The organism is Salinibacterium sp. NG22, assembly GCF_015864925.1.
GTDB lineage: Bacteria > Actinomycetota > Actinomycetes > Actinomycetales > Microbacteriaceae > Rhodoglobus.
The window spans coordinates 525261-546797 of sequence record NZ_JADYWG010000002.1 but is presented as its reverse complement, the minus strand read 5'-3'; the positions used below and the strand labels follow the sequence as shown (position 1 = coordinate 546797).

Here is a 21537-nt window from a genome sequence, read left to right as displayed (position 1 = left end):
CACAGTAAACCCAGAGGTGCGCCTCGTCAACCCCGGTAAGTGATGGAGTAGAGCCATGAGACCCCTGTCGCCCTCACCCAGTGCCGAAGCGCTCGCCATCGGAGCGCGCATCCGCAGCGCCCGCAAAGCACAGGGGTTCACCCTCGAACAAATCGCCACAACTGCAGGGCTGACCAAGGGTTTTCTCAGTCGGCTCGAACGCGACGAGACTTCCCCAAGCGTCGCGACGCTGGTGCAGTTGTGCCAAGTTCTCTCACTCGAAATCGGGTCACTCTTCGCCGAACCTGAAGCAGTAAAAATTTCCTTGGCGGATGCCCCGCACATCAATCTCGGTGGTCAAGGAGTGGATGAGCGGCTCATCTCCCCGCGCAACGAATCGCGCGTTCAAGTCATCCGCACCCACATGCAGCCCGCTGCCAACGGTGGGGATGCGTTCTACACGATCAGTTGCGAAGTCGAAGTCCTCCACGTGATCACTGGTGCGGTGACCGTACGTTTCGTGGACCGCGACATTCCGCTTGCGGCAGGCGACTCGCTCACGTTCCCTGGCCGTGAACCGCACAACTGGGAAGCGGATGCCGAACTCGGTGCCGAAGTCATCTGGACAATCGTGCCGGCTACCTGGCGCGGAGAATAGCCGCGCGCGCTGCACGTCAGTCGTTCAGCGGCACGACATCCCACTGCCCAAAGCGGGTGAAGCCCGCGGCAAGGGCCGCTGCCACAGACCCAACGTTGTCGGGCTGACAGCGGTATTGCGGTTCGTAGCCTCCGCCGAGGGCGTGGGCGCTGATGGCGCGAACGGTCTGGGTGGCGAACCCTCGACCGCGGTAATCGGGCAGGGTGACGATGCCGAGGTCCGCAAGCTGTGATCCTTGCCACGGGTACATGCTGGAGGCGGCGATGAGGCGGTCGTCGGCAAAGGTTCCGTACACGAGCCAATGGTCGAGTTCGACGAAGGCCTCGTCTAATTCTCTTTCCGGAACGGCCGCAGTGAACTGTTCGAATGCTCTCGTATCCGCTCCAGTCAGCTGGCGCGTTGTCTCAGGAGTCACCTCAGCGCGGAGCACATCCTGAGCATGCCGGGGTAAATAGAAAAGTTGATCTGCACCGTTGAGAGCGACTCCGGCGGCGTCGAGATCTGAGCGCAATTGCTGGCCGCTGACGCGTTGCCCCTCAACGAGGTCGAGGCGTTCCGCAAAAGTGGGAATCATTCTGACGATGCTGGGCCCTTCGGCGACATCCAGCAGCGTGACTGCGGTGTTGGTGGGAAGCGATTCGGCGATCCGCACCACATACAACTCGTCGAATGCGGGCTCGCGTTCGTAGGTCGGCAACCAGTAGTCGAAGACGATCGGTGAATACATGCGAACCCTCTCGGATGCCGCGACGAGGCCGCTGGGCTGTCGTTGCGCTGCCGCTGCGGCAGGTTCGCAGACTAGCAAATGGTCCTCCGGACGCCGCTACTGGCCTGTGGAAAATTGCTCAGTGAGGGCGGGTAGATCGCACCTCGCGACAAGCGCCCGGTACTCCCGCACGGCCTGAGGGAGAGGAGTAGCGTTGGCTATATAGCGGTGCATTGATGGACTGTGAAAGGCACAGCCCAGAGGTCGCCGCAGAAGGCACGGCATCCCATGAAGTTGGTCGTTGTTGGCGGCGTCGCTGGAGGCGCATCGGTCGCCGCTCGCGCTCGCAGGCTCGATGAAAGTGCAGAGATTGTCGTGCTGGAGCGCGGTCATCACGTCTCGTTCGCAAACTGCGGATTGCCGTACCACATTGGTGAAGTGATCACCGAGAGAGACCGGCTGCTCCTGCAGACGCCGGAGAGCCTGCGCGAATCCCTCAACATTGAGGTGCGAATTGCCCACGAGGTCACCGCGATTGACCGTCAGGCCAAGACCGTCTCGGTGCGCGAGGTCGACACCGGGCGCGAATACGCCGAAAGTTACGACAACCTCGCCCTGTGCACCGGGGCGGAAGCGATTCGCCCGCCGCTTCCCGGCATCGACCTGCCCGAAGTGCACGTTCTACGTCGCATCGGCGACATGGATGCCATCAAAGCGGAACTCGATGCTGACCTTGAGAAGGCGGCCAGTGGCGCTCGCGGTCCCGTGCGGTGCGTCGTGATCGGTGCCGGCTATATCGGGCTCGAGATGGCCGAAAACCTGAAGCACCGTGGTGCTCTAGTGGATGTCGTGGAGCTGAGCGACCAGATTCTGCCGCCTCTCGACCACGAGATGTCGGTTCCCGTTGAACACCACCTCCGCAGCCGAGGAATCGCTCTTCACCTCTCGACGGGGGCTGCCGCGTTCGCTCCGCGCACCGGCGGAGGGGTCATGGTGGAACTCACAAACTCGACCACTATCGAAGCGGACCTCGTCATCCTGTCGGTCGGAGTCCGCCCCAGTGTTGGCCTTGCCCGGGATGCCGGTCTCGATCTGGGCGAGAATGGCGGCCTAGCCGTCGACACCCACATGCGCACCTCTGACCCTCACATTTGGGCTGCCGGCGACTCGGTCGAAACCCCGAACACGGTGTTGCCGGGGTCGTGGCTCGCTCCGCTTGCCGGGCCCGCTAACCGCGAAGCGCGCGTTGCTGCCGAAAACATCTGCGGGCGTGACACCGAGTACAAATCCACTCAGGGCACCTCGATTGTGAAGATCTTCGAGATGGTCGCGGGCGGCACCGGCGCGACGGAACGCCAGTTGCTGGCAGCGGGCGTCACGTATCGAGCCGTGCACGTGCATCCATCCGGCCACGCTGGTTACTACCCGGGCACCGCGATGATGCATATCAAGCTGCTCTTCACTCCTGACTCTGGAAAGGTGCTCGGCGCTCAAGTCACCGGTTTTGATGGCGTCGATAAGCGCCTCGATGTTTTCGCCACCGCGCTTCGTGCGGGCCTCACCGTCTGGGATCTCGAAGAACTCGAGCTCGCCTACGCCCCGCCGTTTGGTTCGGCTAAGGACCCGGTGAACATGGCCGGCTTCGTCGCCAGCAATGTACTGCTCGGCGACCTGAACCTCTGGTACGCGCAGGACTACCCGCACGCCACCGACGGTGCGCGCATTATTGACGTGCGCACGCCAGAAGAGTTCTCCATCTTCCACTTGCCCGGTGCCGAGAACGTGCCGCTCGCGACCCTCCGCACCAACACCGGCGACTGGGATCGGTCGCAAGGCCTGCGCCTGTACTGTTCCGTCGGTTTCCGTAGTTACTTGGCGTACCGCATCCTTGTGCAGCTGGGATTTACGGATGTCGCCACGCTGTCGGGCGGATCCGAAACGTTCCGAGCGTGGCATGAGGTCGAGCCAGACACCGACGGACCAATCGAGCCAGAAACCTCGTACGCCGAAGCGGCCGAAGCCCTCAACTCGGCTCGTGTCGCGGCGCACGTCGCCAACGGCACAGGTGTTTCGGTGAATCTGGACTGCACGGGGCTCGCGTGTCCAGGGCCGATCATGAAGCTTGCGACCGAAATGAAGGGACTCAACCTCGGCGACGAGATCGTCGTCCACGTTTCCGACCCCGGCTTCGCGAGTGATGCCCCCGCGTGGGTGCGCCGCAACGGTCACGAACTGTTGGCCATCGAACCGGAGGGGCCCGGCTATGTGGCCACGATCCGCAAGGCTGGTCCTGAGGCCCTCTTGCTCGCCGGTGGGGGAGGAGTCGTTGCTGCCCCCGCGAAACCCAAAGTCTCGTTTGTGGTGTTCTCGGGCGACCTCGACAAGGTGATCGCCGCGTTCATCATCGCCAACGGTGCTGTCTCGATGGGCGAAGAAGTTTCCATGTTCTTCACCTTCTGGGGCCTCAATGCGCTTCGTCAGCAGAAGCCGCCGAAGCGTCAGCGTAAGGCGATGGACAAACTCTTCGCCGGCATGATGCCCGCCGGTGCCGACAAGCTCACGCTCTCGCAGATGCACATGATGGGCGCGGGCACCGCGATGATCAAGAAGACCATGAAGAAGAATGGCGTGCACTCGCTGCCCGAACTCATGGAATCGGCGATGGAGGGCGGCGCTCGCATCATCGCTTGCACCATGACGATGGATCTGCTCGGCATCGCCGAATCCGACCTCATCGATGGTGTCGAGCTCGGTGGTGTCGCCACCTTCCTTGGCGAGGCAGCTGAATCCACGACGACGCTGTTCATCTAACACCGTGCTGATTGTCCACACGCTCTCACTCGCGGGTCTTCCCCGTGGGTGAGGGCGCCGCGTATGGCGCACATCTCGGGTACTACGCATTTACCGCAAGGCTAGGTGCTGTTTTCTCGTTGCTAGAGCGTCAACGGAGAATTCGAAGTCATCCATCAACTCGGCCAGGGGAGCGTTTGCTCAGTCGACGATCTCAGTTTGGGTGGCGATGTAAGCGCGCTCGTCGTCGTTGAGGTGCTGGGGCGCAGCCGGAACAGTGCTCCCCGAAAGTGTCTCGATTTCTTCGAGCACTGACGCACTGATCTCGCCGTGAAGATCCTCCTGAATCGCATGCTTCGCCGGAATGCTCAGTTCGGGCCACCAGCGTTCGATGGGGGGAAGGTCGGTGTGTGAATCCATGAGGTTCCTTTCGCTATCGGTTGACCTATTCTGCACTAAGCGGATGCTGTTACTGACGGCACCCGCTAACCATCGTTCGACCTGCCGCTGGGAACGCAGCCGCACAATGACGAGCTTCGGATGCTTCCGCACGAGAGCGGGAATCTCGGTGTGATACTTCTTGCGGGTTGAGATCGCCCACTTCACGACGTGTTCGCGATCGGTGAAGAAGGTTCGCAAGGGCGTCGGCAATCCGCAGAGCGAGAGTCGTCTTTCCTGCGCCAGAGACACTGGCCACGAGAACACGGAGTGGCCGCTGAGGCAGGGCATTTTCGCACGACAACATGAGGCAACTTTAGGCGTGCCTGTGGAAAGATTCATTCATGACTGAACGCTCGCCTTCGACAATCCCTGACCTCTCGGCGGCGGAGATGGCGAGACTCATTCGCACGGGCGAGCTTTCAGCCCGCGAAGCAGTGCAGTCGCACTTCGATCAGATCGACCTGGTTAACCCTGCGATCAACGCAATCATTCTGCAGGACCGTGAGGGCGCTTTCGAGGCCGCTGCGCGTGCAGACGAGCTGACTGCAGCGGGTGGCGTGCTGCCCCCTCTGCATGGTGTGCCCATGACCCACAAGGACACGAACAACACGAAGGGCATGCGCACGACTCAAGGCTCGGTGGTGTTGAAAGACTTTGTGCCTGACGAGGATGACGTCGTTATCGCGCGGTTCAGGGAGGCTGGGGTTATCAGCACCGGAAAGTCGAACGTTCCCGAGTTTGCGGCGGGCGCACACACGTTCAATGACCTTTTTGGCATCACCACGAACCCATTCGCTCCGTCGTTGAGTGCGGGCGGAAGTAGCGGGGGAGTCGCTGCGGCACTCGCGGCCCGCATCCAGAATCTGGGAGATGGTTCAGACATCGGGGGCTCGTTGCGCATCCCGGCGTCGTTCTGCAACGTGGTGGGGCTTCGTCCGTCACGCGGGCGTATTCCGATGGTTGGCCGCAACTCGTGGGCCTGGCTTGGCCGCACCGGGCCGATGGCGCGTGAGGTCTCCGATATTGCGTTGGCGATGTCGGTGCTCGCCGGTCCCGACTCCCGTTCTCCGCTCTCTATTGCGGAGGGAGGCGAGCAGTTCACTCAGCGTTTGGAGCGGGACATTCGCGGGTTGCGAATCGGCTGGTCGAGAGACTTCGGGCTCGGTATTCCTGTCGCCCCTGAGGTTATCGCCGTACTGGAACGGGCCATGGCCGTATTCGAAGACCTCGGCGCGATTGTCGAAGAGGCTGCGCCCGATCTGAGCGATGCGGATGAGGTATTCAGCACAACACGGGCGTTCGATTTCTCGATGCTGCTGAGCGACTTCGTGAAGCAACACCGCGACTTTGTGAAACCCGAGCTGCAGTGGAACGTTGAGCTGGGCGAGGCGCTTACCGCTGCCGATCTCACCTCGTCCGCTTTGGCCCGCACTCGCTTGGAACGCGCGACGGCGACGTTCCACGAGCGGTTCGATGTCTTTGCTTCACCCGTGGCGCAGCTCCTGCCGTTCGATGCGACGCAGCGGTTCCCCACCTCGATCAATGATGCTCATTTCGACAACTATCTGGGGTGGCTCAGATCAGCCACGCTGATCTCCGCTGCCGACGTTCCTGCCATATCTGTTCCGGCAGGCTTCAGCGAAACTGGTCTTCCGGTTGGGCTGCAACTCTCTATGCCCCACGGTAAAGACTTCGATCTTCTGCAGGTTGCATTCGCCTTCGAACAGTCGACCCACTTCGCCCTCACGAAGCCGACGATGCTCACCTCGGCGGAGCGTCGGAATGAGGGAAAACGATTCCAGGAATCTGCGGCCGTGCGTGGATTCTTCGACGAGTAATGACTGAGCAATCGGGACGTGAGAACCCCTCCGCGATCCCGAGTATCGGCGTATGATCGCAAGAGGCTGGTCTTTTCTGGCCCCGTAACAGTCCAGTGTTGGGCAGAGAGGAAGAACCGTATGAGTGGTCAGTCTGCCGACATCGAGCCGTCAGATTTCTCACAACACCGGTTCTTGACCAATCTTCTCGAAGATAAAGCGCTGGGCGAACTCGTTACCCTGCTTCTAGCCAAAGAGCCGGGTCAGCAGATCCCGAGCGAACGTGAACTCGCAGAAACCCTGAGCATCAGTCGAACGGCGTTGCGTGACCGCATCAGTCGCCTAGTCTCGCTCGGCATCCTTCAGCGCCGCGAACGCGAGGGCACTTTTCTCACGGGAATCCAGCCCGACAGCATCAGCGACACCCTGATTCTTAGCCTGATGTCGTCGCAGCTCACGATCGATTCCCTGATCTCGGTGCGGTATGCGCTAGAGCGTCATGCTGGCATGGCGGCGTGCGATACCCGCGATGAGCAAGCGCTCGACGATCTGGCGAAAGCCGTACAGCGCATGCGCGACTCCGACGACGGGCGCGAACTCTTCGAGGCAGACAACGCCTTTCACCACGCACTTTTCCGCGCTTCCGGTGAGTCGGGGCTGATCTTCTTCTCCCAGATGCTGCACTCAGTCTTGCGCGGCACCGTGCGCTACATTGCTCTCGAAGACGACCGTGAGACGCTCCGAAAAGTTCACGGAGACGTGCTGGATGCCATCCTCACCCAAGACCGTGATGCGGCGGGCGCTGCAATCGATGAGCACTTTGCTTGGCTCGAAACGTTGAGGGCCAACGACACGAACGGCCCGTCCGACAGCTGGTTGCCGAAAGCGATCGATTCCCGAGATTAGACGGCGGCGGCCGACTGCTGGGTGAGGCCACCATCCACGGGCAGGCACACGCCGTTCACGTACTTTGCCTCGTCGGAGGCGAGGAAGAGTGACGCATAGGCGACGTCGAAGCAGTCCCCCATTTTTCCCGTGGGGGAGAGCTCGTTTCGAGCAGCAACCATCTCTTCGACGGAATCGTAGTTTCCGCTGATCTGGCGATACATCAATGGCGACTCAATGTAGCCGGGGGCTACGCAGTTCGCGCGGATGCCCTGGCGTGCGTACTGCAGCGCGATGTTGGTCGTGAATTGGATCATTCCGCCCTTCGTGGCGGAGTAGCTCGGGTAGTTGTAACCGATGTAGCGCATGCCACCAATGGAGGAGACGTTCACGATCGATCCGGAGCCCTGCTCCAGCATGTGGGGGAGCACGAACTTGCAGGTGAGGAAGGCGCTGGTGAGGTTGATCCGCATCACGAATTCCCACTCATCGAGACTCATCTCGATGGGGCCTCCCATGCGGGCAATGCCGACGTTGTTGTGCAGAATATCGATGCGACCGTAGCGGGCGATGACGTGCTCGACAACAGCTGACACGGATTCTTCTGAGGTGACGTCGCCCACGAGACCAGTTCCCTCGAACGGTATTCCGAGAGTGTCGCACTCGGCCGTGAGGCGAGCAACACCGCTCTTCACGGCTTCTTCGTTCACATCGACGATCACCACGTGCGCTCCCGCTTGCGCGTACACAATGCTCGTCGCGAGGCCGTTGTTGATCTCGCCTCCGGCTGATCCTCCACCGAAAACGAGGGCTACTTTGTTGCTGAGTCGTTGCATGTCATTCATACTTTCTTGCTTGTGCAGGTGGGGGCATCCGTTCGGACACCCCCACCCAGTTCGTTGCTGCTTTACGCGAGGGTGCGTCGCACGGCGGCGACGATCTTGTCGACGGTGGGGATAACCACCGCTTCAAGTTCTTCGCTGTAAGGGATAGGCGTTCGTGCAGCGCCGAGACGAACCGGTGCAGCATCGAGCTTGTCCCAGGAGTTCTCGACGACTTCTGCCACGAACTCTGCGCCCCAGCCGTAGTCCCGAACTGCTTCGTGACCAACGACGAGGTGTCCAGTTTTCGCTACGGACGCGTAGACGGTGTCCATGTCGAACGGGAACAGTGTGCGGGGGTCAATGACCTCGGCGCTGATCCCATCGGCTTCAAGAATCTCCGCCGCCACCAGCGAGCGCGCCAAGATCTGCTGCGTAGCGACGATCGTGACATCAGTGCCGACTCGGGCAATGCGAGCCTGCCCGAAGGGGAGCGGCTCAAAGTCGACAAGGCCCTTGTCGTAGTAGAGGTTCTTGTGTTCGAGGAAGATCGTCGGGTTGTTGGTCGTGACCGCATGGCGGAGCAGCCCGTAAGCATCTCCGGGTGTTCCGGGCACAGCGACCTCAAGGCCGGGGATGTGCGCAAAGAGGGTCTCGAGTGACTGCGAGTGCTGAGCAGCCTTACCGATTCCCGAACCACCGTTGGTGCGAATCACCAGCGGAACATCAAACTGTCCGCCGAACATGTAGCGCGACTTTGCAGCCTGGTTGATGATGCCGTCGAAGCCCAAGAAGGCGAAGTCGGAATACATGATTTCTAGGATCGGTCGAGTGCCACGCGATGCCGCGGCCGTTGCCGCGGAGATCAGTACTTCTTCACTGATCGGGGTATCCATGACACGGTTCTTGCCATAGACATCCGCGAGCTTGCGAGTAACGCCGTAGATGCCGCCACCGGTGCCCCACGTGGTGATGTCTTCACCGAGAACGAATGCCTCGGGAGTGTCTTCGAGAATGTCGTGCAGCGCGGCGTTGAGGGCACGCCACGTGCTCATGCTCTTGGGTGCTTTACTCATCGCGAGACCTCTTCTTCCTTGTCGTATACATCGGTGAATGCTGTTGATACATCGGGGAACGGGGAGTTTCGAGCGAAGTCCTCCGCGGCCTGCACCTCGGTGGTGAGCTCGGCCTGCATGCTGGTCCAGCGTTCGTTGTCGAGCACGCCAGCATCGATCAGGACGGATGCCAAGAAGGCAATCGGATCCTTGTCGTGCCACTGTTTGACCTCGTCGGCATCCCGGTAGATCTCGGTGTCACCAGCCATGTGGCCGAGGTAGCGGTAGGTGTCCGCGACGATCAACGTGGGGCCGTCTCCTGCTCGTGCCTTGTCGACAGCCTCGCGGGCGGCAAGGTAGACGTCGCGCATGTCCATTCCATTGACCGCGACCGATTTCACGCCATACGCTATGCCGCGCTGGGTGAAGTCGGGCTGAGCGACCATTTCTTCAATGGATGCCGACTGGGCGTAGTGGTTGTTCTCCAGTACGAAAATGACCGGAAGGTTCCAGATGGCGGCGAGGTTGAACGCCTCGGCGAGCACACCCTGGTTCGAGGCGCCATCGCCGAAGTAGGCCACAGCCACGCTTCCGTCGCCGCTGACCTTAGCGGCCAATGCCGAACCGGTCGCGATGCCGATTCCGGCGCCAACGATGCCGTTGGTGCCGAGCACGCCAATCTCCTTGACGCCAATGTGCATCGAACCGCCTTTGCCGCCGCAGTATCCGTCTGAGCGACCGAGGATCTCTGCCATGGTGCGACCGAAGTCGGCACCCTTGGCGAGGGTGTGGGCGTGACCGCGGTGGTTGCTGGCGACAGCGTCTCCGGTTTCGAGAGCCAGTGAGACTCCGACGGCGACGGCTTCCATTCCCACCGAGGGGTGCGTCGAACCGCGGATGAGTCCCTCTTCAGAGAGCAGCGGCATCCGTCGTTCGAACTCGCGGATCTTTGCCATCAGGCGCAATCCGGTGATTCCTTGTGTTTCGTTATCAAAGTCAGGCATGAGCCGCTCCTATTCGATAGTGGCGATGACGTCGTCAACAGAGACAACGTCGCCAACGGCAACCTTGAAAGTGATGACGCCTGCGCCGGGCGCGACGAAGTCATTGACGAGCTTCGAGGTCTCGACCTGAGCGATGGAATCGCCCTGTGCGACGGTGGCGCCGTCAGCGACTAGCCATTCCACGAGGTCAGCTTCGTCTTCGTCGCCGAGAAAGTCTTTTCCGAGTGTTACGTCCATGAGTGCTCCTTGTGTGTGGGGTTAAACAGATGAGTGTTGCGGTTATTGGTTACGAGATTTTTTGGATGACGAGTTCGAAGGTCACAGCGACAGCGTTCTCGCCCGGCACGAGTTCTCCGGCGTGAACAACGCCGTGGAGGTCGACGAGGGTGCAGCTGATCGTCGTTTCGTAGACGCCGTTAACGAGCGCGACGTCTCCCATGATTGAGATGACTTCGGTGCCTGGACCGTCGACGTGGGTGACTCCGCCGGTGCTCCGGTCGAAGAAGGTGGCGCCGACGAGGCTGCCAAGACCGCCGCGGACGACAGCTGAGGTGAATCCGTTCTCCTCGCAGAGGAAGACGATCGCCGTCGTGAGGTCTTCGTTCGGGCGCACCCGAGCTACCACCGTCTCGAGATAGCCGGTTTCAGTGAGTTGGTTGGGCATGGGGTTCCTCTCGTCGATGGATGGGGTGAACACGGGCATTCGCGTTTCGGGATCGTCGGCGCTTGTCCACCGTGCGCCGTAGATTCCATAGATGGCAGCGTGGGGAGCGGGGCTTCCGGATGCGGTCTCTGGCCACAGGTGGCCCCCGAGTTGCTGCTGGTTTTCATCGACCCACATGCAGTGACTGTGGATGAACGGCTCGTTGTCGCGCAGCCCGACGGTCACGGCGCCATAAACGAGTTCGGCGTGCTCTACGCTTCGCGCCTCCGAGAAGCTGACTGCTCGCTCACTGTCGGCGCCAGCAGGAACGCAGTAGCTCACGGGCGTGTAGCTTCCGGAGAACAGTTCTACGTAGCCGCTGTCGGTGCCCATTTCACGCAGCAGCTCGGTGAGTTCTTCGAGAACGTTTCGACCGGGAGTGAGGGTGGTGAGACGTCCGCGCGAGCGCGTGGGTACGGAGATGATGCGGGGACTGAGGGTCTCGCCGTGGTGCTTCAATACTTCCATTGGTGCCGCCTTGTCAGCTTGTGGCTTCGGTGTCTCGTTTCCTTGGTGAGGAGGGGAGACGACCTTTGGTAATACCAGCAGTTGTTGTGCTGATTTCCGAGATATTTAGTTGTTCTATCAGCCGATAGCGGTTCCGCCGTCGACCTTCAGGGTGTCCCCTGTGACGAAGCCGGAACTGGGTGATGCAAGGTAGGCCACCGCTGTCGCGATGTCCTCCGGTGTACCCATGCGTTTGATCGCGTGGGAGTCGAGCGAATAGTTGGTGCTCGCGGTCATGGGCGTAGAAATCGGGCCCGGTGCCACAGTGTTGCTCGTGATGCCGAACACCCCGACCTCTTTGGCCACCCACTTGGTGAATGCGATGATGCCGCCCTTGGAAGCGGCATACGCGGGGCCGGAGCGGTTGGAACCGTCCCCGGTAGCAAACGGGCCACCCATGATTCCTGAGATGGAGCTGATGTTGATGATCCGGCCGAACGACTGTTCCTTCATGTGGGGGTAGATCGCTGCCTGCGTGAAGAGAAACGTGCCGCGCAGGTTCGTTTCAATATCCCGTTCCCAGGTTTCGTCATCCATCATCTCGAGATCCACGCGTCCGCACGTGCCGGCATTGTTGACCAGGATGTCGAGCGACCCGAAGGTCTCGACGACGTCGGCAACGCAGGCGCGCACTTGAGTGCGATCCCGCACATCCACGATTGAGCTAGCGACGCGAACCCGACCGTCCGCAGCGGCCGAGATCTCCTCGACCGCTTCAGCGCCGTCGATAACATCAACCACCATCACGTGCGAACCACGTTCCGCGAGAGTTCGTGCGATTGCCCGTCCGATGCCGCGAGCTGCGCCAGTGACCAGACTGACTCGGCCTTCTAGATCCTTGACCATCTAACTCGGCCTCCCGCTACAGACCCATAAGGTCAGGTAGTCCGGTGCTGAGCACTGGTATGAAGGTCAGCAACATCAGAACCGTGAGGCTGGCCACCAAGAACGGCCAAATTCCCTTCACGGCTTCACCGAATGGAACTTGCGCGATTCCAGCCGCCACGAAGAGGTCGATTCCGACCGGGGGAGTAACAAGCCCGATTGCCAGGTTGATCGTCATGACGACACCGATTGTGGTGATGTCCATTCCCAGCTCCAGCATGACCGGAACAAAGAGTGGGATAAAGAGGTAAAACGCCGAAACAGCATCGAGGAACATTCCCGCGATGAGCAACATGATGTTGATCAACAGGATGATGACCACCACATTATCCGTCAGCGCGAGCAGGGCATCGGTTACCTGACTGGCGATCTGGTTTCTGGTGATGACGTAGGCGAAGATCGTCGCCGCCGAAATGATCAACATAATGCGGCCCGCTTGGATTCCGGCGGTCGTGAATACCCTGAAGAGCCCTCTGAAATTGAGCTTACGGGTCACGAAAACGCCGACTAATAGCGCGTAGACCGAAGCAACCGCTGCAGACTCGGTGGGAGTGAAGATGCCGCCGTAGATGCCGCCGAGGATGATCACCGGAACGAGAAGGCCGGGAATGGCTCGCACGAAGGCGCGACCGATGACCGGCCACGATGCTCGAGTTCGACGTTGCCCGACCTGAACGTCGTCGGGATCGACATCGGCGGTCATGAGCACCGTCGGATTGGCCGTGGTGTAAGTGGTGGCTCCTGTCGCCGTCAGAAGGAGTTTCTTGTCTTTGCGACCGAGAGCTTTATCGATATGTTTTTTCGCGTTCGTCTTAGCCATTTCGGTTTCGACGGGCAGCAGGCGGGCCACAATGTAGAACGCAATCGCCATGAGGATTCCTGGCACGATTCCCGCGAGGAAGAGACGCCCGATCGAGATGCGTTCGTAGTCGCTCGCCACGACGGCAAAGACGATGAACGCGATGCTCGGCGGAATGACGATTCCCATTTCGCCAGCACTGGCAACCAGCGCTGCGGCGTGACGCTTCTTATAGCCGTGCTTCGCGAGGGCAGGGATCAGAATCGCTCCGAGCGCTGCGACGGTGGCGGGTCCCGATCCGGAGATCGCCGAGAACAGAAGCGCAGCGAGGATCGTGGTGAGCGCGAGCCCACCCTTTTGGTGCCCCACCATGGCATCGGCAAGTTCGATGAGCCTGCCCGAGATTCCGGTGATTTCCATGATCACGCCGGCGAGGATAAAGAAGGGGATCGCCAGAAGCGTTTCAGACGACAGCGAGGCGTACATAATTCCCGCGGTCGGGAAAAGGGCGTTCACTCCATCAGCGACAACGATGGTGAGGAAAGCGGAGCCTCCCATTGCAAATGCAACGGGAACACCGACGAGCAGCAGGCCCAAAAATGAGCCAAAGAGTACGAGTTCAACCATGGGATCAGACTCCCTTGAGTTCTAGTGGCGCTTCGGTCTGCTTGTTGAACAGCTCGCGAACGACTACCTGCACGGTCCGGAGGGCGCCGAGTGCAGCGCCGAACGGGAGTGACATGGAGAAGATCCACTGAGGGACGCCCAGCGCGAATGTGAGCCGACCGGACTCCATCTGCTTCATTGCCATGTCAAAGCCCAACCAGAGCAGCAGCAGGTAGAACGCCAGCATTGCGAGCGCAATGATCACAATGACAACTTTGCGTGGGATGCCGTGGGTCGAGTCCTTGAGGAGTGTAAAACCCGGGTGGGTGCCGAGACGCACTGCTGCGGCGGCCCCCACCAGGGTGAGCAGAACGGCCAAGTTGACGACCAGCTCTGCTGTGTACGCGATCGATGCGTGCAGCAAATAGCGGCTGACTACATTGAAAAACGCGAGGAGGGTGATGGCTGAGAACGCGACCGCAATGATCGTGTTCTCAGCCCCCGTGAGTATCTTGTCGAACATGGGAAGCGTGGACTATTCCGGGCGGACCGCAGCTAGCAGTTCGGGGGTCCACGCGTCGGTGAACTCGTCATAAACCGGAGACATCGCTTCGCTGAAGACAGCGAGCTGCGAGGCAGAGAGTTCCGAAACCGTCATGATTTCTGACATCTCGGCAAGCTGCTCTGCTTCACGTGCACGGTTTTCACTCTTCTGAACTTCGTTTGCCTCGGCAGCAGCCATCTCGACCAGTGCCTTGTCGTCGTCGCTCAGAGCGTCGTACATGTCCTTGTTCATGCCCAGGATGAGCGGGTCGTAGATGTAGTTCCAGACCGACATGTAGTCCTGAACCTCGGTGAGGCCGTTGGAGTAGATGACGTCGTACGGGTTTTCTTGACCGTCGATCGTTCCGGTCTGCAGTGAGGTGAAGACTTCACTGAAGTTCATCGAGACGGGGTCAGCGCCCAGTTCCTTGAAGATGCTGAGGAAGAGGCTTGATCCTGGGACGCGGAACTTCAGGCCGTCGAGGTCGTCGGGTGCGAGGATCTCATGCTTGCTGTTGGTGATCTGGCGGAAGCCGGACTCGCCGAAGCCGAGCAGCTGCACGTCGAACTCTGCGGAGAGTTCCTTGTACGCGTCGAGTGCACCGCCTTCGATTGCGGCATCCGCGGTCTCGTAGCTGTCGTACAAGAAGGGGGCGTTGATCGTACCGAAACGGGGGTCGATTCCCGAGTAGATGATCGTCGAGTTGTAGGAGAAAGCCTTGTCGCCGTTCATGAGCTGTTCGACGCCGGCCGCTGAATCTCCACCTGAAAGCTGTTCGTTCGTGAAGATGTTGACTTTGATGCGTCCGTTGCTCTCCTCGTCGAGGACTTCAGCGAAACGCTCAGCCCCGGCGTTCCAGCTGGACTTGTCGCTGACCGTGATGGTGAAGTCCCAGTCGTACGACGGCAAACCTGAGTCGTTGCCTGAGTCAGACGACCCCGTGCTGCAGCCGGTAAGAACCAGGGCTAGCCCCAGTGTCGAAGCGGCGATTTTGACAAACTTCATTTCTCCTCCTTGAGTGTTGAAGCCAACCTGGTCAACCTCGTTTTTGAGGAGGACCCGTGGTGGGGCGCCCGCTATTCACCAGTTCGATGGTTTCCGGTGCGCTGCGAACCATTATGCACGAATCTGGTAATACCAGCGACATCCGATCAAAAATGGGCCTGCCGTAACCCCAACGGGGGTTGGACAAAGCGGTCCGGCGTGGGAGCTATGAGAGGCACCCTTTGCGGCCAAATGTCAGCGGGTGAGAGTAGATTTAAAGAAAATTGGCCGACACGCCGAGACACTACATCTGGGGTAATGACATGGGTGTCATTACCCATATATAGTGAAATCTCCGACAAACCGTCGGCAAACTTCTAGCAGACTTTTAAGGAGGATCGAATGGATAACGAAAACGACACCGTTGGCGGATATGCAATTCCCGTCGACCCAATGGATCTTCTGCAGTGCGACAGCTGCCAGTAAAAACTTACTGAGCTAACGCCTCACAGAATTTCTGAAGCCCCGGCAGACCTCACGGTCACCGGGGCTTCACCCATTTAACAGCCGCAACACAATGCGCCCGCAACACAATCCCGCCGCAATAAGCCGGCCCACAAACACAACCCCAATCTCACCCACGCGCGTATCGCCAACATTGCCTAAGCTGGACACCGTGCCAGTGAATAAAGAACTAGAAGGCCGGGTCTTCCCGCCTACGACCCCCTACCTCGTCGGGCGAGAAAAAGTACGCGAATTTGCGCGCGCCGTCTTCGCTCAAAGTCCCCTCAACCACGACCCGGAAGCCGCGAAAGCAGCAGGCTTTGTGGATGTCGTAGCACCGCCCACCTTCGCCGTCGTCATCCAAGAAGCAGGCCTTGCCCTTCTCCTGGCCGCCCCCGACACCGGCATCGACTTCTCGCGCATCGTGCACGGCGAACAAAAGTTCACCTACACGCGGCCCATCGTCGCCGGCGACGAACTCACCGCCATCCTCACCGTCACGAGCATTAAGTCGCTCGGCGGCAACGACATGATTACCGCCGAAACCGCCATCAGCGACGCCACAGGCGAGCACGTCGTCACCGCAACCTCCGTACTCGTCATGAGAGGCACAGAATGAGCGACCTCGTCGTCGGCCAAGAACTGATCACCGGCAATATCACCCTCACCCGCTTCTCGCTCGTGCGCTACGCGGGAGCATCCGGAGACTTCAACCCCATCCACTACCGCGATGACGTTGCTGCCTCCGTTGGTCTCCCCGGCGTACTCGCCCACGGCATGCTCACCATGGGCCTCGCCGTGCAACCCGTCATTGACTGGATGGGCGACCGCGGCGAACTCGTCGAATACGGTGTGCGCTTCACTCGCCCCGTCGTCGTCGACGGCAATGGGGGCGTCGTCGTTACCGTCGCCGCCAAAGTGGGCGCCATCGAAGACGACGTGACGCGCATCGACCTCACCGTCAGCGCCGCTAACCAAACCGTGCTCGGCAAGTCGCAAGTGAGGGTCAAACTCAACAAATGACCGACACCGCCCCCAGCGAAAGCACACCGCCGCAATACAACGTGGCGCTCGCCGACCTCACCACCATCAAGGTAGGAGGGCCAGCGCACACGCTGCTGCGCCCCGCCACCGAGCAAGAACTGATCGCGAACGTGCGAGACGTGTGGCAACGAGGCGACGAATGGCTGCTCATTGGGGGCGGCTCCAACATGGTCATCAGCGACGAAGGATTCGACGGCACTGTCATCCATATCGCAACACGCGGCATCCAACTCGTCTCTCAAACCGAGACCTCGCTGAGCCTCCGCGTGCAAGCGGGCGAGTCATGGGACGGCCTCGTGGCGAAGCTCGTTTCACGGGGCTGGGCGGGGCTCGAAGCGCTCAGCGGCATTCCCGGTTCAGTAGGCGCAGCCCCCATTCAGAACATCGGCGCTTATGGTCAAGAAGTCGCCAGCGTGCTCGATGGCATCGACTTTCTCGACTACGACAACGGTGAGTTCGTTCACCTCACGACCGCCGAACTCGAACTGGGTTACCGCAACTCGGTGATCAAAGAGGGGCGCGCCGGCGTTGTCCTCGCCGTGTACGTCACCCTCGCGGCATCGCCCGAGAGCACCGTTCAGTACCAACAGCTCGCGACCGCGCTCGGTGTCAACATCGGCGACCGAGTGCCCGTACAACAAGTGCGCGACACCGTGCTCGCCCTGCGCGCCTCCAAAGCAATGGTGCTCGACCCCAACGAACCAGACTCCGCCAGCTGCGGATCATTCTTTACGAACCCGATCGTGCCAGAACACATCGCGAGAGGGCTTCCCGCGGATGCCCCACGCTGGGTTATCGAGGACGAACCCGTCACCGACGTTGCGGTTCCGCTCGGCGAAGAACCTGCCCCGCCCCCCGCGCCCAAGCCGCGCCTGGTCAAGCTCAGCGCCGCCTGGCTCATCGAACATTCGGGCGTGAACAAGGGCTTCCGGCTGCCAGGCTCACGAGCCGCCGTGTCGACGAAACACAGCCTGGCGATCGTCAACCGCACGGGCGCGGACGCTGCCGAAGTTGCAGAACTCGCCCGGTACATTGGCGCGTGCGTACTCAGCCGCTACGGCATCTACCTGCAGCCAGAACCTGTCGGCGTCGGCGTCGAACTCGCCTAGCTCGCCCAACTCACCTCACAACCAGCGCTCACGCGCCAGGCTCGCCTCACTCAGGCGCGCTAATGCGAGCGAGGCAGCAGCCCCAACTCCATTGCCTTCGTGACGGCCCGCGTACGGTCCTTCACGTCGAGCTTCTCGAAGACATGGATGAGGTGTGTCTTCACGGTCGCCTCGCTCACGAACAGAGCTGCGGCAATTTTTCGGTTGCTGTTGCCCTCCGCCACAAGTGCCAGCACTTGAGTCTCACGGTCGCTCAGTGTCACCTTCGCCGGCTCACGCATGCGGTTCACGAGCAGCGCCGCAATCGATGGAGCCAGAGCGACTTCGCCGCGCGCGACCGAACGCAACCCGGCCAGAATCTCCTCTTGCGGTGCCGCCTTCAACAGATAGCCGCTCGCTCCCGCCTCAATCGCGGTCAGAATGTTCTCGTCAGACTCGTAGGTCGTGAGGATGAGCACGCGGACGTCGGGGCGTGCGGCCACGAGTTGCGCGGTCGCTTCTGCGCCTCCGAGGCCGGGCATGCGCAAATCCATGAGCACAACGTCGGGGGAGAGCTGCGTGGCCAAGGCAACCGCCTCGGTGCCGTCACTGGCTTCTCCGACGACTTCGATGTCATCCGCCGACCCCAGCAGGCCGACGATTCCACTGCGGACGATCGGATGATCGTCGGCAACAACGACACGGATCATGCAAGAACTTCCTTCGGAATGGTGGCACGCACGGTGGTGCCGGCGGCCGAACTATCAACGTCGAGACGACCGTTGACGAGAGCCAAACGTTCGCTCATCCCCTCGAGGCCGAAACCGGGGTGAGCGGTGGTGGGGTCGAAGCCTACGCCGTCGTCGGCGACGGAAATCGTCAGCCCCACATCATCAGCAGAGACTGTGATCGTCGCGCGAGTGGCCTCAGCATGCTTGCGCACATTAGCGAGAGCCTCCTGAGCGCACCGCAACACGACCACCTCGGTTTCGCGGGCCATCGCGGGCAGCTGTTCGGCATCCACGGTTACAGCCAGTTGGGTTTCGCGGCTGTAACGCTCAGCTAGTCGTGTCAGAGCGCTAGTGATGCCATCGCCCGTGAGACCTACCGGAGCGGATGCCGTCACCAGTGCGCGCGCCTCCGCGAGTGCTGCGCGGGCACTGTCTTCAATCAGCTCAAGTTGTTCGGCTGCAGCGGCAGGGTGGTTGTTGTCGAGTTCGCGCCTAGCTCTTTGGGCGACGAGCACTAGCCCGGTGAGGTCTTGCGCGATGGTGTCGTGGATTTCGCGGGCAAGCCGCTCTCGTTCGCTGGAGACGCCGGCATCCCGACTGATGGCGGCGAGTTCGTCGCGGGTGGAGTGCAGTTCGAGTACGAGGTCGTGGCGTTGGTCGCTGAGTGTGGAGATTTGGGTGATCCAGAGGCCGAGGGCGAGGCTGAAGATGAGCGAGAGGGCGACGATTGTGCTGCTGTAGAGCAGGGCATCCGCGCTGAGGCCCATGTTGATCAGAAAGCCGACGCCGACAGAGAGGGCGAGGGCGACGTTGCCGATGATGGCGTTTCGCGTGCGCTCGGCGAGCACCCAGACGAGGGGATAGGCCAGCGATTGCAGTGTGGCCATGACCGGCATGAAGGCGACGGCAGCACCAACGGTAACCACGAGCACACCGACGTAGATGACGGCGATAATGCTGTTGTCTCTGGCGCGGATGCCGAGCGTGAACCAGGCGAGAGCGAAGGCGGCGAGGGCCACCGCAGCGCCGAGTCGGCTACCGGGGCCATAGCCACTGGAGCCGACGATAAGCACTGCCATGACCGCCGTGGTGACGATCACAGCAATGCTCATCCAACGCGCGAAACCCATTTAGCTATCCTTGCGGATCCAGCGGAACGTGATGCGCGTCACGATGAGACCGATGACCAACCAGAGGCCGGTGGCGATGGCGACTCCTGGCAGGTTCCAGCTTTCAGATTGCTCCATCACTTCGAAGCTTGCCGGCAGGAACACTTCGCGCATCCCCTGTGCCATCCACTTGAGCGGGAAGATGCTGGCGAAGTTTTGCAGCCACTCAGGCAACATCGAGAAGCCGAGGTACACGCCGGAGATGAACTGCAACACGAGCGCGACGGGGATGACGACGGCAGTGGCACTTTTGCCGCTGCGGGGGAGGCCGCTCAGTGCGATACCGAGCACGGCGGATGTTGTGACACCGAGCACAAAGACCCAGGCGAAAGTCAGCCATTTGCTGGGTTCGCTCGGCAGCTCGACGTCGAATGCGACACTCGCGACCAGAATCACGAGGGCAGCTTGCAGCACGCCGGTCACGAAGACTTGCCCGATCTTGCCGATGAAATAGCTCATTACGGGCAGCGGTGTTCCGGCGAGACGTTTGAGGGTGCCGTCGCTGCGTTCCATAGCAATGTCGATCGCCATGTTCTGCAGGCCACTGAGAAGGAGGCCGGCGGCGATCATCCCTGGCAGGTAGAAGGCAGCTGCGGTGAGCGGCTCTTCTTCGGTGCCGAAGTTCTGCTCGCTGAAGGCGACCGCGAAGATCGTGAGCATGACGACAGGAAAGAGGAAGGTGAAGAAGACCGAGTCGCCCTGGCGAAAGTAGCTCCGCACTTCGAGCTTGATGCGGCTGAACCCGAGCCGGAGGCTGCGGCCGATTCCGAGACCGAAGCTCGGTGCGCTGGCAGCAGGGGCCGTCGGTGTTGTTGTGGTGCTCATCGTGCGTTCTCCACTTCACGTGCGTGCGCGTGGTCGGAGACCAGCTGCAGATAGATGTCTTCCAGACTGGGGCGAACAATTTCGAGCCCGGCCGGTTCTACGCCAGACGCCATGAGGGATGCCACGACAGCGCCGGGGGCGTGCGTGCGCTCTTCATGCTTGCCGTTGGCATCGCGCCAACGCACGACGGGGGTGCGCGCTTCTTGCCCGCCGATCTCGTCGATAGCGCCGATGTCGATCATTTTTCCACCCGCGATTACTCCGGCACGGTCGCCCAGCTGGGCCGCTTCGTCGAGGTAGTGGGTGGTGAGGAGGATGCTCGTGCCGTCCGCCTTGAGCGAGCGAATCAGCTGCCAAAACTGCTGACGAGCCTCGGGGTCAAAGCCTGTGGTTGGTTCGTCGAGAAAGAGCAGCTCGGGGCTTCCGATGATGCCGAGCGCGACATCCACTCGTCGACGTTGTCCGCCCGAAAGCTTGCGGATCAGCGTGCCAGCCTTCTCTTCAAGACCGACTGAAGCGATAACTTCTTCGACGTCGCGCGGGTGGGGGTAGTAACCAGCAAAGTGGGTGAGCTGTTCGCGCACCGAGACGTTGCCGCTCTCGCCGCTTGACTGCAGCACGATGCCGAGGCGCGCCTTCCAATCGAGGCCACCCTTGCCGGGGTCGACGCCGAGCACGCTCACCGAGCCACCGGTTCGATCCCGGTAGCCTTCGAGAATCTCGATCGTGGTCGACTTGCCTGCACCGTTTGGACCAAGCAGGGCGAAGGTTTCGCCGCGCTGAATCTCAAAACTGACGGAGTCAACAGCGGCAAACGAACCGTAGGTTTTGCGCAGATTTTCGACCTGCACGACGGGAGCGGTGGTGTTCATGCTTCTATCGTCGCTTGTCTGGCCGAGCTGCGACAGGTGCAGACGGTTAGAGGTCTATCAACCGATCGGTTGATACGCAGTGTTGATGCGCAGTGCGGGTGCGCAGTGTGGCGGTGACGT

General features: G+C 60.8%; 22 protein-coding genes. 7 read left to right on the top strand and 15 right to left on the bottom strand.

All coding sequences use genetic code 11. From position 1 onward, the window contains the following. Positions 1 to 55 precede the first annotated feature (55 nt). Positions 56 to 637 (top strand): helix-turn-helix domain-containing protein, encoded by a 582-nt coding sequence (locus tag I6E81_RS12120; RefSeq protein ID WP_197108092.1) that lies wholly within the window; start codon positions 56 to 58, stop codon positions 635 to 637. Between the two features lie 16 nt (positions 638 to 653). Here I6E81_RS12120 and I6E81_RS12115 read toward each other — a convergent pair whose 3' ends face one another. Beyond that, entirely contained in the window at positions 654 to 1364 is a 711-nt protein-coding gene (locus I6E81_RS12115; protein WP_197108090.1) for a GNAT family N-acetyltransferase, read from the bottom strand. A 267-nt stretch (positions 1365 to 1631) separates the two neighbouring features. Here I6E81_RS12115 and I6E81_RS12110 point away from each other — a divergent pair, with 267 nt between their 5' ends. After that, a complete protein-coding gene (locus I6E81_RS12110; RefSeq protein ID WP_197108088.1) occupies positions 1632 to 4154 on the top strand; it encodes an FAD-dependent oxidoreductase in 2523 nt (840 codons plus the stop codon). 180 nt (positions 4155 to 4334) lie between these two features. Here I6E81_RS12110 and I6E81_RS12105 read toward each other — a convergent pair whose 3' ends face one another. Beyond that, complete coding sequence (locus I6E81_RS12105) at positions 4335 to 4862, bottom strand: hypothetical protein (RefSeq protein WP_197108077.1); 528 nt, start codon at positions 4860 to 4862, stop codon at positions 4335 to 4337. A 53-nt stretch (positions 4863 to 4915) separates the two neighbouring features. On the opposite strand from I6E81_RS12105, the gene I6E81_RS12100 reads away from it, so the two are divergent. Together I6E81_RS12100 and I6E81_RS12095 are read left to right on the top strand one after the other, a co-directional pair. Further along, positions 4916 to 6412, top strand: coding sequence for an amidase (locus I6E81_RS12100; protein ID WP_197108076.1), 1497 nt, complete (start codon positions 4916 to 4918; stop codon positions 6410 to 6412). A 120-nt stretch (positions 6413 to 6532) separates the two neighbouring features. Beyond that, positions 6533 to 7297 carry a FadR/GntR family transcriptional regulator gene (locus tag I6E81_RS12095; protein ID WP_197108075.1) on the top strand — a complete coding sequence of 255 codons (765 nt, stop codon included), beginning with the start codon at positions 6533 to 6535 and terminating at the stop codon, positions 7295 to 7297. On the opposite strand, the gene I6E81_RS12090 is transcribed toward I6E81_RS12095, so the two are convergent. From I6E81_RS12090 to I6E81_RS12050, 9 genes are all read right to left on the bottom strand, one after another. Beyond that, on the bottom strand, positions 7294 to 8121 hold the full coding sequence (locus tag I6E81_RS12090) for an SDR family NAD(P)-dependent oxidoreductase (protein ID WP_197108074.1): 828 nt from the start codon (positions 8119 to 8121) through the stop codon (positions 7294 to 7296). The genes I6E81_RS12095 and I6E81_RS12090 overlap by 4 nt on opposite strands. 62 nt (positions 8122 to 8183) lie before the next feature. Beyond that, a complete protein-coding gene (locus tag I6E81_RS12085; RefSeq protein WP_197108073.1) occupies positions 8184 to 9173 on the bottom strand; it encodes an alpha-ketoacid dehydrogenase subunit beta in 990 nt (329 codons plus the stop codon). Beyond that, positions 9170 to 10156 (bottom strand): thiamine pyrophosphate-dependent dehydrogenase E1 component subunit alpha, encoded by a 987-nt coding sequence (locus I6E81_RS12080; protein ID WP_197108072.1) that lies wholly within the window; start codon positions 10154 to 10156, stop codon positions 9170 to 9172. Before I6E81_RS12080 ends, I6E81_RS12085 begins: the two co-directional genes overlap by 4 nt. Before the next feature lie 9 nt (positions 10157 to 10165). After that, a complete protein-coding gene (locus tag I6E81_RS12075) occupies positions 10166 to 10393 on the bottom strand; it encodes a lipoyl domain-containing protein (protein WP_197108071.1) in 228 nt (75 codons plus the stop codon). 49 nt (positions 10394 to 10442) lie between these two features. Beyond that, a complete protein-coding gene (locus I6E81_RS12070) occupies positions 10443 to 11327 on the bottom strand; it encodes a PPC domain-containing DNA-binding protein (protein WP_197108070.1) in 885 nt (294 codons plus the stop codon). A gap of 117 nt (positions 11328 to 11444) precedes the next feature. Next, positions 11445 to 12212, bottom strand: a complete 768-nt coding sequence (locus I6E81_RS12065) for an SDR family NAD(P)-dependent oxidoreductase (protein WP_197108069.1) — start codon at positions 12210 to 12212, stop codon at positions 11445 to 11447. Between the two features lie 16 nt (positions 12213 to 12228). Then, the gene (locus I6E81_RS12060) at positions 12229 to 13677 is read right to left on the bottom strand and encodes a TRAP transporter large permease (RefSeq protein ID WP_197108068.1); all 1449 of its coding nucleotides are present in this window, start codon (positions 13675 to 13677) and stop codon (positions 12229 to 12231) included. Positions 13678 to 13681: 4 nt separating this feature from the next. Beyond that, the gene (locus I6E81_RS12055) at positions 13682 to 14179 is read right to left on the bottom strand and encodes a TRAP transporter small permease (RefSeq protein ID WP_197108066.1); all 498 of its coding nucleotides are present in this window, start codon (positions 14177 to 14179) and stop codon (positions 13682 to 13684) included. A gap of 12 nt (positions 14180 to 14191) precedes the next feature. Beyond that, positions 14192 to 15205: a DctP family TRAP transporter solute-binding subunit gene (locus tag I6E81_RS12050; protein ID WP_197108058.1), complete on the bottom strand. Its 1014-nt coding sequence runs from the start codon at positions 15203 to 15205 to the stop codon at positions 14192 to 14194. Positions 15206 to 15860: 655 nt separating this feature from the next. Between I6E81_RS12050 and I6E81_RS12045 the strand changes: the two genes are divergently transcribed. Genes I6E81_RS12045 through I6E81_RS12035 form a run of 3 tightly spaced genes read left to right on the top strand, consistent with a single transcriptional unit; the run spans position 15861 to position 17841 of the window. Beyond that, on the top strand, positions 15861 to 16307 hold the full coding sequence (locus I6E81_RS12045; protein ID WP_197108056.1) for a MaoC family dehydratase N-terminal domain-containing protein: 447 nt from the start codon (positions 15861 to 15863) through the stop codon (positions 16305 to 16307). Then, complete coding sequence (locus tag I6E81_RS12040) at positions 16304 to 16711, top strand: MaoC/PaaZ C-terminal domain-containing protein (protein WP_197108054.1); 408 nt, start codon at positions 16304 to 16306, stop codon at positions 16709 to 16711. The genes I6E81_RS12045 and I6E81_RS12040 overlap by 4 nt, the downstream gene beginning before the upstream one ends. After that, positions 16708 to 17841, top strand: coding sequence for a UDP-N-acetylmuramate dehydrogenase (locus tag I6E81_RS12035; protein WP_197108052.1), 1134 nt, complete (start codon positions 16708 to 16710; stop codon positions 17839 to 17841). Before I6E81_RS12040 ends, I6E81_RS12035 begins: the two co-directional genes overlap by 4 nt. Positions 17842 to 17900: 59 nt before the next feature. On the opposite strand, the gene I6E81_RS12030 is transcribed toward I6E81_RS12035, so the two are convergent. From I6E81_RS12030 to I6E81_RS12015, 4 genes are read right to left on the bottom strand one after another with little or no spacing between them, the layout of a single operon-like run. Then, positions 17901 to 18530, bottom strand: a complete 630-nt coding sequence (locus I6E81_RS12030) for a response regulator transcription factor (protein WP_197108049.1) — start codon at positions 18528 to 18530, stop codon at positions 17901 to 17903. Beyond that, positions 18527 to 19681 carry a sensor histidine kinase gene (locus I6E81_RS12025; protein ID WP_197108047.1) on the bottom strand — a complete coding sequence of 385 codons (1155 nt, stop codon included), beginning with the start codon at positions 19679 to 19681 and terminating at the stop codon, positions 18527 to 18529. Before I6E81_RS12025 ends, I6E81_RS12030 begins: the two co-directional genes overlap by 4 nt. Then, the gene (locus I6E81_RS12020; RefSeq protein WP_231600038.1) at positions 19682 to 20545 is read right to left on the bottom strand and encodes an ABC transporter permease; all 864 of its coding nucleotides are present in this window, start codon (positions 20543 to 20545) and stop codon (positions 19682 to 19684) included. Beyond that, entirely contained in the window at positions 20542 to 21417 is an 876-nt protein-coding gene (locus tag I6E81_RS12015) for an ABC transporter ATP-binding protein (protein ID WP_197108045.1), read from the bottom strand. Before I6E81_RS12015 ends, I6E81_RS12020 begins: the two co-directional genes overlap by 4 nt. Positions 21418 to 21537 lie beyond the last annotated feature (120 nt).

What these genes read in the sequence shown, in the direction of transcription:
- I6E81_RS12040 (WP_197108054.1), top strand. Translation starts at nt 16,304, where the DNA reads ATGAGCGACCTCGTCGTCGGCCAAGAACTGATCACCGGCAATATCACC.
- I6E81_RS12075 (WP_197108071.1), bottom strand. Translation starts at nt 10,393, where the DNA reads ATGGACGTAACACTCGGAAAAGACTTTCTCGGCGACGAAGACGAAGCT.
- I6E81_RS12105 (WP_197108077.1), bottom strand. Translation starts at nt 4,862, where the DNA reads ATGCCCTGCCTCAGCGGCCACTCCGTGTTCTCGTGGCCAGTGTCTCTG.
- I6E81_RS12110 (WP_197108088.1), top strand. Translation starts at nt 1,632, where the DNA reads ATGAAGTTGGTCGTTGTTGGCGGCGTCGCTGGAGGCGCATCGGTCGCC.
- I6E81_RS12015 (WP_197108045.1), bottom strand. Translation starts at nt 21,417, where the DNA reads ATGAACACCACCGCTCCCGTCGTGCAGGTCGAAAATCTGCGCAAAACC.
- I6E81_RS12085 (WP_197108073.1), bottom strand. Translation starts at nt 9,173, where the DNA reads ATGAGTAAAGCACCCAAGAGCATGAGCACGTGGCGTGCCCTCAACGCC.
- I6E81_RS12055 (WP_197108066.1), bottom strand. Translation starts at nt 14,179, where the DNA reads ATGTTCGACAAGATACTCACGGGGGCTGAGAACACGATCATTGCGGTC.
- I6E81_RS12095 (WP_197108075.1), top strand. Translation starts at nt 6,533, where the DNA reads ATGAGTGGTCAGTCTGCCGACATCGAGCCGTCAGATTTCTCACAACAC.
- I6E81_RS12030 (WP_197108049.1), bottom strand. Translation starts at nt 18,530, where the DNA reads ATGATCCGTGTCGTTGTTGCCGACGATCATCCGATCGTCCGCAGTGGA.
- I6E81_RS12100 (WP_197108076.1), top strand. Translation starts at nt 4,916, where the DNA reads ATGACTGAACGCTCGCCTTCGACAATCCCTGACCTCTCGGCGGCGGAG.
- I6E81_RS12120 (WP_197108092.1), top strand. Translation starts at nt 56, where the DNA reads ATGAGACCCCTGTCGCCCTCACCCAGTGCCGAAGCGCTCGCCATCGGA.
- I6E81_RS12025 (WP_197108047.1), bottom strand. Translation starts at nt 19,681, where the DNA reads ATGGGTTTCGCGCGTTGGATGAGCATTGCTGTGATCGTCACCACGGCG.
- I6E81_RS12090 (WP_197108074.1), bottom strand. Translation starts at nt 8,121, where the DNA reads ATGAATGACATGCAACGACTCAGCAACAAAGTAGCCCTCGTTTTCGGT.
- I6E81_RS12035 (WP_197108052.1), top strand. Translation starts at nt 16,708, where the DNA reads ATGACCGACACCGCCCCCAGCGAAAGCACACCGCCGCAATACAACGTG.
- I6E81_RS12020 (WP_231600038.1), bottom strand. Translation starts at nt 20,545, where the DNA reads ATGAGCACCACAACAACACCGACGGCCCCTGCTGCCAGCGCACCGAGC.
- I6E81_RS12060 (WP_197108068.1), bottom strand. Translation starts at nt 13,677, where the DNA reads ATGGTTGAACTCGTACTCTTTGGCTCATTTTTGGGCCTGCTGCTCGTC.
- I6E81_RS12050 (WP_197108058.1), bottom strand. Translation starts at nt 15,205, where the DNA reads ATGAAGTTTGTCAAAATCGCCGCTTCGACACTGGGGCTAGCCCTGGTT.
- I6E81_RS12065 (WP_197108069.1), bottom strand. Translation starts at nt 12,212, where the DNA reads ATGGTCAAGGATCTAGAAGGCCGAGTCAGTCTGGTCACTGGCGCAGCT.
- I6E81_RS12070 (WP_197108070.1), bottom strand. Translation starts at nt 11,327, where the DNA reads ATGGAAGTATTGAAGCACCACGGCGAGACCCTCAGTCCCCGCATCATC.
- I6E81_RS12080 (WP_197108072.1), bottom strand. Translation starts at nt 10,156, where the DNA reads ATGCCTGACTTTGATAACGAAACACAAGGAATCACCGGATTGCGCCTG.
- I6E81_RS12115 (WP_197108090.1), bottom strand. Translation starts at nt 1,364, where the DNA reads ATGTATTCACCGATCGTCTTCGACTACTGGTTGCCGACCTACGAACGC.